This window comes from Myxococcus stipitatus DSM 14675 (assembly GCF_000331735.1).
Taxonomy (GTDB): Bacteria; Myxococcota; Myxococcia; order Myxococcales; family Myxococcaceae; genus Myxococcus; species Myxococcus stipitatus.
In genome coordinates this window covers 3,707,408-3,720,552 of record NC_020126.1, presented here as the reverse complement: position 1 = coordinate 3,720,552, position 13,145 = coordinate 3,707,408, and the positions used below count along the sequence as shown (strand labels likewise).

The 13,145-nt window shown below is 69.0% G+C and carries 11 protein-coding genes; 2 read left to right on the top strand and 9 right to left on the bottom strand.

Annotated elements, in window-relative coordinates; all coding sequences use genetic code 11:
* Nucleotides 1-9: 9 nt before the first annotated feature.
* Nucleotides 10-639 (bottom strand): HAD-IA family hydrolase, encoded by a 630-nt coding sequence (locus tag MYSTI_RS14480; protein WP_015348510.1) that lies wholly within the window; start codon nt 637-639, stop codon nt 10-12.
* 186 nt (nt 640-825) lie between these two features.
* On the opposite strand from MYSTI_RS14480, the gene dinB reads away from it, so the two are divergent.
* A complete protein-coding gene (gene dinB, locus MYSTI_RS14475; RefSeq protein ID WP_015348509.1) occupies nt 826-2,034 on the top strand; it encodes a DNA polymerase IV in 1,209 nt (402 codons plus the stop codon).
* 12 nt (nt 2,035-2,046) lie between these two features.
* Here the strand turns inward: dinB and MYSTI_RS14470 are convergent, their stop codons facing one another.
* The 8 genes from MYSTI_RS14470 to MYSTI_RS14435 form a co-directional block, all read right to left on the bottom strand.
* Nucleotides 2,047-2,976, bottom strand: a complete 930-nt coding sequence (locus tag MYSTI_RS14470) for a DMT family transporter (protein ID WP_015348508.1) — start codon at nt 2,974-2,976, stop codon at nt 2,047-2,049.
* A complete protein-coding gene (pcnB, locus tag MYSTI_RS14465) occupies nt 2,973-4,688 on the bottom strand; it encodes a polynucleotide adenylyltransferase PcnB (RefSeq protein ID WP_015348507.1) in 1,716 nt (571 codons plus the stop codon). The genes MYSTI_RS14470 and pcnB overlap by 4 nt, the downstream gene beginning before the upstream one ends.
* 517 nt (nt 4,689-5,205) lie before the next feature.
* The gene (locus MYSTI_RS14460; RefSeq protein WP_015348506.1) at nt 5,206-6,249 is read right to left on the bottom strand and encodes a phosphatase domain-containing protein; all 1,044 of its coding nucleotides are present in this window, start codon (nt 6,247-6,249) and stop codon (nt 5,206-5,208) included.
* Nucleotides 6,246-7,292, bottom strand: coding sequence for a phosphate acyltransferase PlsX (gene plsX / locus MYSTI_RS14455; RefSeq protein ID WP_015348505.1), 1,047 nt, complete (start codon nt 7,290-7,292; stop codon nt 6,246-6,248). The genes MYSTI_RS14460 and plsX overlap by 4 nt, the downstream gene beginning before the upstream one ends.
* 1 nt (nt 7,293) lies before the next feature.
* Nucleotides 7,294-8,574, bottom strand: a complete 1,281-nt coding sequence (locus MYSTI_RS14450) for an MFS transporter (protein WP_015348504.1) — start codon at nt 8,572-8,574, stop codon at nt 7,294-7,296.
* Between the two features lie 109 nt (nt 8,575-8,683).
* Nucleotides 8,684-10,723, bottom strand: a complete 2,040-nt coding sequence (gltC, locus tag MYSTI_RS14445) for an adventurous gliding motility protein GltC (RefSeq protein WP_015348503.1) — start codon at nt 10,721-10,723, stop codon at nt 8,684-8,686.
* Nucleotides 10,720-11,493, bottom strand: a complete 774-nt coding sequence (locus tag MYSTI_RS14440; RefSeq protein ID WP_015348502.1) for an outer membrane beta-barrel domain-containing protein — start codon at nt 11,491-11,493, stop codon at nt 10,720-10,722. The genes gltC and MYSTI_RS14440 overlap by 4 nt, the downstream gene beginning before the upstream one ends.
* Nucleotides 11,490-12,314: an outer membrane beta-barrel domain-containing protein gene (locus tag MYSTI_RS14435; protein WP_015348501.1), complete on the bottom strand. Its 825-nt coding sequence runs from the start codon at nt 12,312-12,314 to the stop codon at nt 11,490-11,492. The genes MYSTI_RS14440 and MYSTI_RS14435 overlap by 4 nt, the downstream gene beginning before the upstream one ends.
* Nucleotides 12,315-12,584: 270 nt before the next feature.
* Between MYSTI_RS14435 and cglC the strand changes: the two genes are divergently transcribed.
* Complete coding sequence (cglC, locus tag MYSTI_RS14430) at nt 12,585-13,100, top strand: adventurous gliding motility lipoprotein CglC (RefSeq protein ID WP_233278268.1); 516 nt, start codon at nt 12,585-12,587, stop codon at nt 13,098-13,100.
* The last annotated feature ends 45 nt before the right edge of the window (nt 13,101-13,145 follow it).

The following is a 13,145-nucleotide window of genomic DNA, read 5'->3' as shown; positions in this document are numbered from 1 at the left end:
ACGTGTCCCTCATGGCAGCAGCGCGGCGCGCATCGCCGCCACGGAGTGGAACATGAGCGCGGGAGCGTGCCGGGTCAGCGCCTCCGGCAGGGTGTAACCCCATCCCACCGCCGCCGCCGCGATGCCCGCCTCCCGGGCCGCTTCGATGTCTCGAATCTCGTCGCCGATGGACAGGGCCTCACTTGGGGCCACGTGGGTCCGCTTGAGCATGCGACGGAACTTCGCCGCCTTGCCGAAGAGCGCCGCGCCGCAATCGAAGTGCGTCACCGACTCCACCACCGGCCCCATCACCGCGCGCACCGACGCCTCCGTGTCCGAGCTGATGATGGCCACCGTCACCCCCGCGGCCTTCAGCGACGCGAGCAACTCCGGCACGCCAGCGAACAGGGGCGTCGAGCCCGCCGCCGCCAGCTTCTCCTTGCGCATGTGATTGACGATGGCGGGAAGCCGCCACAGGGGAACCTTCGTGCGCGCCATGATTTCGCGACCGGAGAGACCTCGCAGCTCCTGGAACTCCTCGGGCGACAGCCGGGCGAAGCCGAAGCGGTCCGCCACGTCGTTGAACACCGACTGGAACCACGGAAAGGAGTCGGCCAGCGTGCCGTCGAAATCGAAGATGACCAGGCGGTAGGGAGGCATGGGGGCGGCCCTGAGGGAAGCGGCGGCGAGTCATACCAGAAACCCCGCACGACACGCGCCGCGTGCCCCGCTCCCTCGGGGACATGGGTGCGAACAGCAGGGCTTGCGGGTCAACCCAGGGCCCTCGCCGCAACGCGTCCAGGAACTCCTTCAACGTCAGACAGAGCCGCTAGAGTGACTCTTGCGATGCGAGCCATCATCCATGTCGACATGGACGCGTTCTATGCGTCCGTGGAGCAGCGGGACAATCCATCCCTCAAGGGCAAACCGCTCATCGTGGGCGGACATGCTCAGCGGGGTGTCGTTGTCGCCGCCTCCTACGAAGTCCGCCCCTTCGGCGTGCGCAGTGCCATGGCCATGGCTCGCGCGATGAAGGCCGCGCCCCATGCCATCGTCGTGAAGCCTCGGTTCCCCGCGTACGCGGAGGCCAGCGAGCACGTCTTCGGCATCTTCGAGCGCTACACGCCGCTCATCGAGCCGCTGTCGCTGGATGAGGCCTTCCTGGACGTGACGGCCTCGGTGGGCCTGTTCGGCGCGCCCGCGGACATCGCCCGGCGCATCCGCAAGGACATCGCGGACGAGCTGAAGCTGCCGTGCTCCGCGGGCATCGCCACGGTGAAGTTCGTGGCGAAGATTGCCTCGGACCTGGCCAAGCCCAACGGCCAGCGCGAGGTCCGCGCCGAGGAGACCGTGGCCTTCCTCGCGGGCCTCCCCGTATCTCGCCTGTGGGGCGTGGGGCCCAAGACGGAGGAGGTGCTCCAGCGCTCCGGGCTGAAGACCATCGGCGACGTGTCGACCAAGGACGTCGAGTGGCTGGAGGCGCGGCTGGGCACCAGCGGCCGGCACCTGTGGGAGCTCGCCCAGGGCATCGACGTCCGCGAGGTGGTCCCCGACCGCGCGGCCAAGAGCGTGGGCGCCGAGGACACGTTCGAGGAGGACCTCACGGGCGTGGAGGTCCTGAAGCCTCACATCCACGCGCAAGCGCTGCGAGTGGCGCGGCGGCTGCGTCGCGCGGGAGTGAAGGGCCGCGTGGTGCAGCTCAAGCTCAAGCTCGCGGACTTCACGCTGCTCACCCGCCGCACCACGCTGCGCGAGGTGACGGATGACGGACAGGCGCTCTACCGCGCCGCGCTGGAGCTCCTGGAGCGGGCGCATGAAGGCAAGCCCATCCGCCTCACGGGCGTGAGCGTGCAGCTCGATGAAGTCCCGCCGCAGCTGGGGCTCTTTCCCGCGGCGTCTCCGCGAACGGCCAAGCTCAACGCCGCGCTGGACCGGATCGCGGACCGGTTTGGGAGCAAGGCCATCACCACCGCGGACATCGCCGGCAGCGACGCGCCCTCCGACGACGGGCATCGCTCCGAGCGCCCCGTCGACAAGCGCCGCGACGGACAGTGAGCGCGGCGCGGCTCAGTCCGCCGCGGGCACGGCGTCCGGCGGGGGCGGCTGTCTCGCGGCCTCGTCGCGCGACATCAGCAGCACACCCACGAGCGCGAGCCCTCCCCCGAGGACCTGCACCCAGTCCGGCTTCTCGCCCAGGAGCGGCACGGCCCACAGCGTGGACAGCACGGGATCCCCCAGCGACGCCACCGCGACGAAGGGCGCGGAGAGGTGGCGCACGGAGGCGTTGAGCAGGGAGTGGCCCAGGAGCTGAGGCACGAGGGCCAGCCCCACCAGCACCCACCACGTGATGGGCGTGAAGCCCGTCAGCGGCGAGTCGACGAAGAGGTGCGCCGCCATCAGCGCCGCGGCCGCGACGCCGTAGACGACGCCGACGTAGGTGCCCAGCGACATGCTCTCGCGCACCCGCCGGCCGATGACGAAGTACACGCCGGCCATGATGGCGCCGACGACGGCGAGCGCATCCCCCCACAGCGCCGTGCCTCCCGCCGCGAAGTCGCGAGCGCCGATGAGGACACTGCCCGAGAGGCACAGGCCCAGCGCCATCAAGCCCCGCGGGCCCACGCGCTCGGACAGGGCCACCCAGGCGAACAGCGTCACCCAGACGGGCTGCGTGGTGACGAGCGCCACGGAGCTCGCGACGGTGGTGTACTGGAGCGACGCAATCCACGTCGCGAAGTGCAGCGCGAGCGCGAGGCCCGACAACACGAGCCAGCCCCACATGCGCGGAGAGAAGGACGCGAGCTCCGCGCGGCCTCGCACGAGCGCCACCGCGAGCAGTGGCACCGCGGCCAGCGTCAGGCGCCACGCGGAGATGGCCAGGGACGGCGCCTCCGCGAAGCGGATGAGCGGCGCGGCCCAGGACACGGCCACGACGCCCAACACCAGACCTCCGTAGACGCGGGTCCTGGAGACATCCGCGTCCGGAGAGAGGCTCACGCCTCGCCGGCACCCGGGCCGGAGGAACCCGCCGAAGCGGCACCCTCTCCGGAGGAACGACGGCGACGACGACGGCGGCGGCGCTTGCGCTGTCCGCCCGGCTCGGAGCCTTCGCCCTCGGCGGCGTCGGCACGCGGCGGCGGCACCTCGCCCGCCTTCCACGCCTCCAACTGCTCGCGGTGCTCACCCGTGGCCTCCACCATCATCTCGAAGACGGTGAGGGCCTCGCCGAACAGCGGATGCCGGCGGAACGCCGCGCTCTTGCGCCGGCGCTCACCCGACAGCGTGCGCTGGGCCAGGAGCAACATGCGGCAGCGCTCGGCGATGCGGCGCGGCAGGCGGGCCGTCTGCACGAAGCCCGCGAGCAGTTCCTCCACCACCTGCGACACGGAGGGACGGCCTCCCTCCTGCGGCTCGGCCGGAGGGGCCGAGTGGCTGATGGGCACCAGCAGCGCCGCGAGCAGGATGGCGTCGTCGAGCGGCTCTCCCGCCGCCACACGCCGGTCCAGCGCCTGCGCGAAGGCGTAGAAGGTCTTCTCGCCCTCCTTGCCGTGCTGCTTGAGGTACGCGTTCACCGGCGGCAGCAGCAGCTTGAGCGCATCCAGCGCGTCCAGCAGCTTGAGCGCCGGCGCGGACACACCGCCGCGGATGAGCCGGAAGGTCTCCTCCAGCAGCCGCGCCGGAGCGCAGCGCGGCAGGTCCTCCACCGCGCCCTCCATGGCCGCGTACGTCCGCGACTCGATGTCCAGGTCCAGCTTCGCCGCGAAGCGCACCGCGCGCAGGATGCGCACGGGGTCCTCGCGCATGCGCACCTCGGGGTCGCCGATGGTGCGGATGAAGCGCTCGTCCAGGTCGCGCCGCCCTCGGACGTAGTCGATGACGCGGCCTTCGCTCACGTCATAGAACAGCCCGTTGATGGTGAAGTCCCGGCGGCGCGCGTCCTGCTGGTCGGTGCCGAACACGTTGTCGTGGGTGATGAGCAGGTCATCTCCCCCGGCCTCCGCCTCGTCCTCGTGCGTCTGGGGCGAGGCCGCCTCCAGCTCCGTCGGATTCGCGCGGAAGGTGGAGACCTCGATGATCTTCCCACCCTTGAAGTAGACGTGCGCCAACCGGAACCGACGGCCAATCAGCCGGCAGTTGCGGAAGATGGCGCGCACCTCGCCCGGATGGGCGCTGGTGGCCACGTCGAAGTCCTTGGGCTTGCGACCCAGGAGCAGGTCGCGCACGCACCCCCCCACCAGGTACGCCTGGTGCCCGTGCTGGTGCAGCCGCAGCACGACCTTCAGCGCGTCCGGGTCCAGCTCGTCCGGGTCGATCTCCGCCGGCTCGCCCGTGGAGCGGACGTGCGGCGCGTGCAGCTCGCGCTCGTAGGGGGTCGGCTCGGGCTCGGGCTCGAGGACGGTGGGCACCTGCTCCACCTCGTGCTCGGCCGCGTCCGCCGCGTCCTGCGCCTCGGCGGCGGCCAGCACCTCCGCCGCGCCCAGGCCCGCCTCGTCGAAACCGCCGTCGAGCGCGTCCACTTCGTCATCATCGTCGCCGTCGTCGTCCGCTTCATCCTCGGCCGGGCTGGCGCGCACGCCAGCGGAGGACGGGGAGTCCGGTGAGACAGGGGACGGGGGAATCACTTCTGAAGGGGCTGATTCGGTCGCCACGGACTCGGGGGCACTCGCCTGTTCCGAGGGGGCGGCCGTCAGCTCCAGATTGGAAGACATGGAAGAAACCTCTTGGTCACCGCGCTCGGAGCCCACTGCCGCCTCGAAGGAGGCAACCTCGCGCGCGTCAATTTCGGGCGCAGGTGGCAGCGGACCGCCGGCAGGCGGCGGTTCAGTCAAAACTCGCGTCATCACCGTGGACACCCCAAACGGGGTGCTTCAGGGGCAGCCGTCTATAGCGCATCCGCCCTGGCGGGGAGTAGCGCACTTTCTGGGGGTCCACCGGACAGGTGGAGCGCTTCCACCCCACCTGGCCCTGGCCCCACCCGAAAGAGCTTGTCCGTGCGTTCAAGGAAGCGTCGAAAGGCATCCTGTTCCAGCTCGCTCCAGGGCAGTGAAAAAGAGTCCGCCACGAGTATCAACCCCATGGACCGAGGCCGGAGCAGCGGCTTCCGCCCTCCCCCGGACTCTGTTCCGTATCAACACTCAAGGCTCGCGAAACGTTCTGGAGACGTCCCAAGCGGTGTGCCGGAGGCCCCTTGGACGGCGGCCCGGCAGGCCCCCCCCACCCTCCCCGCTAGGTAGGCGGCTTGCCCCGCCCCTTGTGGTTGCGCGGCAGGGCATGGTGGATGAGCGACACGTAGTCCACCGCCTGCACGGGCGGAGGGGGCGGAGGCGTGCCCAGCGCGGCGAGTCGCTTGCTGAACGCGGAGAGGATGTCCGGCATCGGACGCATCGCCGCGAGCAACTTGTTGGGCCCTTCCAATGCCTGCGACAGCGCCACGGCCGCCTGCTGGAGCGGCAGTCCCCGGCGCAGCAGGTCCTGGAAGGAGTTGGAGAGGGTGATGATGTTGTGCCCCGCCGTCTGCACCATCTCCACGGCGATCTTCAGCACCTGCGGCGCGGAGAGGTGCCCGTCCGCCAGCAGCACCAGCGCCGCCTGGAAGTAGTTGAAGATGGGCACCACCCGGGGCCCATACGGCGTGAAGTGCGCGGGCGGCGTCAGCTTGTCCAGGTGGATGAAGATGCGGCGGACCGGGTCCGAGACGGGAATCTGCTTCCACGCCGCGCGCACGCGCTCCGCGTCGTCCGGATAGACACCGCCCGCCTCCAGCACCTGTGACAGCACGCGCTCGTCGACGCGGCCGGCAATCAGGTCCGCGAAGAGCGAGTAGATGAACGCGTCGGCCTCCGCGTCGTCGCCGAAGAGGACCTCCTCCGCCTCGGCGGGGGCCTTCACCCGGCTCTCGAGGATGGCGGGCAGCTTGTAGCCCACCTGCCCGCGCAGCGCCCGGAAGCGTCCGCGCAGGAGGTTGCCCACGTTGTCCTTGAGGACGAACTCGTCCCACCGCACGCCGTCCAGCTTGAGCTTCTCCTCCAGCACCGCGCGCATCTGCTTGGGGCTGCCGGAGACGATGCACAGCCGCGAGTCGCCGTTCTCCGACAGCTCGCGGATGAGCGCGCTGGCGCCCGGCACGGCCACCTTCTCGTGCGCCTTCTGGAACGCGGTGCGCAGCAGGTCGCGGAGCGAGTCGAAGTCCGTCTGGAGGTACGTCTTGTCCAGGTCCCAGCGGTAGATGCGCCGCGGAGGCCGCGGGTCGATACGGTCCGGCAGGCTCACTTCAGCAGGCCTTCCCGGATGGAGTTCCCCAGGTTGTTCGCCACCACCTTGGCGGCCACCTTGCCCGCGTTGGCGATGGCGCGCGCCTTCGAGCGCCCGTGCGCCTTGATGAAGATGCGGTCGAACCCGAGGATGGGCGCGCCGCCGTACTGGTTCCAGTCGGTGATGTCCTTGATGCGCTGAATCCCGCTGGACAGCATGGCCAGGCCCGCGCGCCACCGCAGGCTCTCCTTGTAGGCGTACTGGGCCAGCTCCACCACCGTCTCGTGGACGCCCTCCAGCATCTTCAGGCACACGTTGCCCACGAAGCCGTCCGTGACGATGACGTCCGCGGTGCCCTTCGGGATGTCGATGCCCTCCACGTTCCCGATGAAGTTGATGTCCGTCATCTCCGACAGGCGCGCGTGCGCCTCCACCACGCGGGGCGGGCCCTTCTGGGGCTCCACGCCGTTGGACAGGAGCGCCACCTTGGGCCGCTCGTTGCGGGAGATGATGCGCGCGTACTGGGAGCCCATCACCGCGAACGTGACCAGGTCGTCCGCGGTGGCCTCCACCGTCGCCCCCACGTCGAGGATGAGGGAGAAGGGGTCCTCCTTCGCGCCGCGCACCGAGCGCGTCGGGTACACCGTGGCCAGCGCCGCGCGCCGCACCCCGGGGATGAGCTGGAAGTGCCGCGCGCACGCCAGCACACCCGCGCCCGTGTTGCCCGCGGAGACCAGCGCCTGCGCCTCGCCCTCCGCCACCAGCCGGGCGGCCACGGCCACCGACGCGTGAGGCTTGCGGGCCAGCGCCTCGCCGGGCTTCTCGTCCATGCCCACGAAGTCCGCCGCGTGCTGCACGGAGATGCGCTCGCCGTTGTGCTTCACCTCCGCGAGCGCGTTGTCGATGAGCGTCCGGTCTCCGACGAGCAACGCATGGATGTGCGGCGAGTCCAGGGAGAGCTGCGCGGCGCCGCGCACCACCTCCGCCGGCCCATGGTCCGTCCCCATCACGTCGAAGGCAATCGTCACGGGCTGCGGCTGCTTGACCACCATGGCCTCCATCTTACGACCTTTGTCCGACCCTCGCGCCTGCCATTCTCGCCTGAGTCGCGAGGGTTGCCGCCACCACCGTCCCCAGAATCAACATTCCCGCCGCCGTCCCATAGGGCGCCGCCGGGCCCAAGCGGGTGAAGAGCCACCCGCCCAACGCCGGGCCCACAATCCGGCCCAGGGAGCCCGCGGCCTGGAAGCCCCCCAGCGCCGCCCCCAGCCGCTCCGGGGGAGCATGCAGGGAGACCAGCGCGGACAGGCACGGATTCGTCAGGGCCGAGCCCACCGCCAACAACCCCATGACAGGAAACAACCATCCGTAGGTCGGCGCCACCGGAAGAAGTGCCAGGCCCACCGCCGTCACGCCGAATCCCGCCATGGCCACGTGCGCCTCGCGCCCCGTTCCGCCGCCTCCCTCCCCGCCCACCAGCCGGCGCACCACCCCGCCCTGCACCAGCGCGCTGAGCACGCCCACCAGGGCGAAGAGCCAGCCGGCCCGCAGGCTCGCCTCGCGCAGCACCTGCGCGTCCGCCATCACCGGGTGCAGGAACAAGCCGCCCTCGAGCGGCACCGGCCCGGCGGACAGGAAGCGCGTGAGCAGGTAGACGGAGAACGTCCCCTCCATCTGCGCGAAGGCGGTGGTGAACAGGAGCATCAGCACCAGGCACTTCGCGACGAAGGGCAGGCGCAGCGCCTGGGCGGCGCTCTTCAGGGTGCGCGCATGGCCATCCGGGCCACCGGGCACGCGCGACTCCGGCAGGAACAGGTACGTGCAGACCAGGTTGACGGCCACCAGGCCCGCCGCGAAGAGGCCGATGGCGAGGTTGCCGCCCCACGCCCCCAGGAAGCCGCCCAGCGCGGGCCCCAGCACGAAGCCGACCCCGAAGGCCGCGCCGATGACGCCCATGCCCCGGGCCCGCTCCTCCGGACGGGTGATGTCCGCGACGACGGCCTGCGCGGTGGCGATGTTGCCGCCGGAGATTCCGTCGATGACCCGCGAGAGGAACAGGAGCGGCAGCGAGTGCGCCCCGGCGAACAGCAGGTAGCCCAGCAGCGAGCCCACCTGACTGACGAGCAGCACGGGCCTGCGGCCGAACCTGTCGGACAACCGCCCCAGCACCGGCGCCGCCACCAGCTGCATCAACGAATAGACGGAGATGAGCAGCCCCACCGTGAAGGGCGAGGCACCAAACTTCACTCCGTACACGCCCAACTGCGGAATCAAGATGCCGAACCCGATGAGGTCCAGCGACACGATTCCGAAGACGACGCGCAGTGACGCCGTCCGGCTCACCCGTGTCTCCCTTGACCGGCCATGAAAAAACCGCCGGAGCGCGGAAGATAGCGCTCCGGCGGTGGGAATGGCGCGGCAAGTCCGCGCCCCGCGACGATTTGACGCGGGACTACAGGGCTTCCGCCGACTGCACGTTGCGGTTGGCCGTGTCGCGCTCGATGCAGCCCTTGGTCAGCGTGTACTGGTACGTGCCCAGCTCGTCACGCCAGTACTCACCCTCGTACGGCCAGTAGAGCTGGTCGTCCGCCACCGCCACGGAGAACTTGTAACGCTTGACGATGGCCGTGCGGCCGCCCGCCTTGAGCTGCTCCTCCAGGAACTCCTTCTCCTTCGTGGTGGTCTCGAACTTGATGCGCAGGCCGTTGGCGAGCAGCTGCTTGAGCGCGACGAGCTCCGTCTCCAGCTTGCCCTTGGCCATGATGCCCGCCTTGGAGATGAGGCCGGTGCGGTGGACCTTCAGCTCCTCCAGCAGCTGCTTGGACAGCTCCGAGTACTTGAAGGTGTCGCCGCGGCTGGCGAAGGCGTCCATCTCCCCTTCGAGCTCGAGGATGGAGTCGTTCGTCTTGCGCAGGTCCTGGTCCGTCAGGGCCAGGCGCAGGATGCGCTCCAGGATGAGGTCCGTCTCGTTCTTCTCCAGACCTTCCTTGTTCTTCTTCTGCACGTCGGAGAGCACCGAGTAGTACTCGTTGGCCTCCATGCCCTTCTTCACCAGCGACTCCAGCTGGTCGTGCACGGGCAGGTACGTGCGCTCGAAGTCCTGGAGGATGATGTTGCTCTCGCGGTAGCGGCAGTTTTCGTAATAGATGACCGCCTTCAGGATGAGCGCCTCCGGGAAGTACTCCTCGCGGAAGAACGGCGACGAGAGCGTGATGAGGTTGCCCAGCGCCTGCTCGTACTGACCCACGCGGTAGTTGGCCCAGCTCGCCTCGAAGAGCGACTCCAGCCACTGCGTGTTCCCGCGCTCCACCTTGCTCAAGTAGAAGAGCGCGTAGCGGTTCTGCTGCATGCCGTAGTGCGTGCGGGCCAGCTGCATGAACGCCAGCTCGCGCAGGGCCTTGTCGGCCTTGGCCTGGTCCGCGGACTTGCCCGCCATCGGACGGGTGAGCTTCACCACATCCTTCATGGCGTCCACCGCCGCCAGCATCTCCCCGTTGCCGCGCTTGGCCGCCGCGTCCTTCTGGTGGCTGCCGTTGCGGAACGACGCCAGACCGTCCAGGTACCGCGCGCGCGGATAGAACAGGTCCGTCTTGGGAATCATCAGCGTCAGGCGCTTCACTTCGTTGAAGCTCTTGTCCGCGTCCGCCGTCTGCCCGACCTGGTCCAGCGCCCGGCCACGCACGAAGTGGTAGCGCGCCAGCAGGTAGCGGAACTCGTTGCGGTACTTCTCCGGGAACTCCTGGTTCGCGTGCCGGGCAATCTCGTCGAGGATGACGGTCTCGTTCTTCGTCTTGCGGCTGATGAAGAACAGCCACTCCAGGCTCGTCTTGAAGAACTTGGTGGAGGGCCCCAGCGCGAGCAGCTTGGAGAACTCACCCAGCGACGAGTGGTACATGCCCATGCGGTAGAGCGACTTGGCCAGGACGTAGCGCGCCTCCGTGTGCAGGCCCGCGAGCTTCGCGTCCGCCAGGAGCTCGTGCGCCGCCATGGCCGCCTTCTCGTACTCGTCGTTCTTGAAGAGGCTGATGGCGATTTCCAGCCGCTGACGGTCCGCCGTCTTGCCGGACACGTCCACCGCGTCGAAGGACATGGTGGGCGCGGGGGCCTTGGGGGCCTCCTGCGTCAGGTCCAGCCCGAAGCCGCCACCCGGAGCGGGAGCAGGCGGCTGCGCGGGCGTGGGAGCGGGCGGAGTGGATGGGGCCTCGGAAGCGGACGACGGGGTCGCCGCCGCGGCCGGTGCCACGGGAGAGGGAGCGGACGACTCCTCGGCGGTGGCCTCCGGCTCCGCCGCGGGCGCCTTGCCCTTGGCGTTGCGCGCCGACTTCTTCTTCGACTTGGAGGACTTGGCCGACGAGGCGCCCTTCTTCTTCTTCTTGGACTTGGACTGACCACCCAGGTCCAGTCCTTCGAAGTTCTGGGCGAAGGAAGGAGCCGACCATGCGAGCGCGAGCCCGAGGACGGCGAGACGGATGAGCCTGTAGGAGCGCATCATGACTCGGGGTTGGACGAGGGGAAGAAGAAGGACACGCCCAGCTCGAACAGCAGCTGGTTGCGCAGGAAGTTTTCGTTGCGGCCCTTCTCCACGTAGATGAGGTCCCGCACCTCCGTGCGCAGCGTCACCCAGCGGTTGAAGAAGAAGCGCATGCCCACGCCCACGTTGCCGCCCGGCGTGAGGTAGTTCTTCGCGAGCGTGTCGGTCTGGTCATTCAGGTCCGGCCCTCGGTACTGGACCGCGGACGCGCCAACGACTCCGTACAAGTCGAAGTGGACGAACTTCTCCGCCAGGAGCGACAGCTTGCCGTAGATGGGCGCCCACTGGACGTCCACGCCCCCCAGCATCTTGATCTGCCCGGGAGCATCCCCGTCCAGGTCCTCCAGCTTGGGCGAGACACACCCGCGCGTGTCGCCATCCCCGAACTCGCAGATCTGCGCCGCGCCGGACACCGCGTTGAGCGCGTAGCCCGCCCGCAGGCTCACGCCGATGGTCTCGACGGGGTGGTAGGTGAGCGTGCCACCGAAGATGTACTTGGTGAAGAACGCGTCGCGCAGCGACAGCGTCGCCGAGGGGCTGAACTCGAAGCGGCCCTTCTTGAGGAACACGTGGCCCGACACGGGGCGCACGCGGTCGCGCAAGGGACCCATCCGGTCCTTGTCCACCTCGGACACGTCGCCGGCCTCCTCCTCTTCGGAGGTGGACTGCGCGCGAGAGAGCACGGGCGCCATGAGACACAGCGCGACCATCCAACGATAGAGCGACTTCATTCCGAGTCCCTCCCCGTCGAGCGGAAGGGCAGGAAGAGCGAGATGCCGGCGTTGAGGGTCATCATGTTCTGGATGGCCCCGTTCGCGCTGCCCAGGGGCTGATCCACATAGGTGGTGTTGATGAGCGCCACGTTCACGGCCACGAAGTCCTTGGCCACGAAGCGCATGCCCAGGCCCAGGTCCGCCGCGGGGTTGAGCCCGCGTCCCGGCAGCGACGAGGTCTCCGTCTTCACCACGCCCGCGCCCGCCAGCAGGTAGCCGTCGAAGTGCAGGATGGAGTTGAGGAAGGCCACCTTGCCGTACAAGGGGCTCCACTCGACGTCGCCCATCGCGGACCACTCGGGCACCGAGTTGTAGATCTTCGCGAAGTAGGCGTCCTTGGCCAGACGCACGTCATCCGACGGGACGACCTGGAAGAGCGTGCCTCGCGCGGAGATGGCCAGCGTGTCCGCCAGGTAGTAGGCGCCCCGCAAGGACGCGCCCACCTTGGAGTAGAACGGGTCGTTGACGGAGATGCTGATGAGGGGCGTCAGCTCGAACCGACCCTTCTTCCGATACACCTTGCGCTGGACGCTCTTCACCCGGTCTTCCTGGGTGATGTCCGTCAGCGGCAGAAAAGCCTCAGGGGGTGGAGCCTCTTCCTCAGCGGGTTTGGAGGCCGTCGCTGCGGGCGCGGCTTCCTCCGCCGGCGGCGGCGTGGGGGATTCTTCCGATTTGGGCGTGGTCTCTTCCGTGAGGTCGAGTCCCATGCCCTCCTGGCTCTGCGCAGGTGCCAGACCGGGCACCAGGCACAGCACGAGCAGCAACGTGTGGCGATTCAAACCGGGGGCTCCGTGGGGAGGGGGGGAAAGACTCCACCGGGGGTTCAGCGCGACTCTTCTGCTTCTCCATCCTATCGGCCACATTCCCGAGCAGCAACCGCCCTGAATGGGCTCGTCCTCTCCGTATCTCTTCGGTATTCCTGAACAATTCCAGGCGGGACACCGCGAAGCACGGGCGTTGGCGTCACAAGGTGCTGTGCTACCCTGCCCAGGTCAGTCGTGGGTCCCCGGGCCCCCTCCCCCCATTGTCGAGGTCTCATGAAGATGTCCATGCGAGCCGCCCTCCTCGTATCCACCGCATTGCTGTTGGGTGGGTGCAGCGTGAGCAGCGAGATTGGCAAGAAGTGCAACCTGGTCCGAAAGGCCACTCCCGAGGAGCTCGCCGCGGGTTCCGACAAGACCGTCGATCTGCTGGAGGGAGAGATCGCGGACCGGCAGGACTTCATCTCCTTCGGCGCCCCTCTCTGCGAGGACCTCATCTGCGTGAGGGATCAGGACTTCCCTCGCGCGCGCAACCCGGACGGCTCCCTGAACGAGTCCGCCGCCGCGGAGGGCTACTGCAGCAAGCCCTGCGTGGACGGCGCCGCCAATGCCTGCGAGGTGACGGACACGTCGGACGTGGAGCCGAACCTGCCGGGCCGCATGTCGTGCCGGTCGCTGCTGCTGGACCAGGAGACGCTCAACCAGCTGCGCGCCTCGGACGAGGGCTTCTACCGGAACACCTTCGGAGAGAACAACTCGCCCTTCTTCTGCGCGGGCGCGCTCAACTCCGGGACGGGTGGCTGACACTTTCGCGCGCGGGGCGTAGACCTTTTCCCGCGCGTGGTTCGT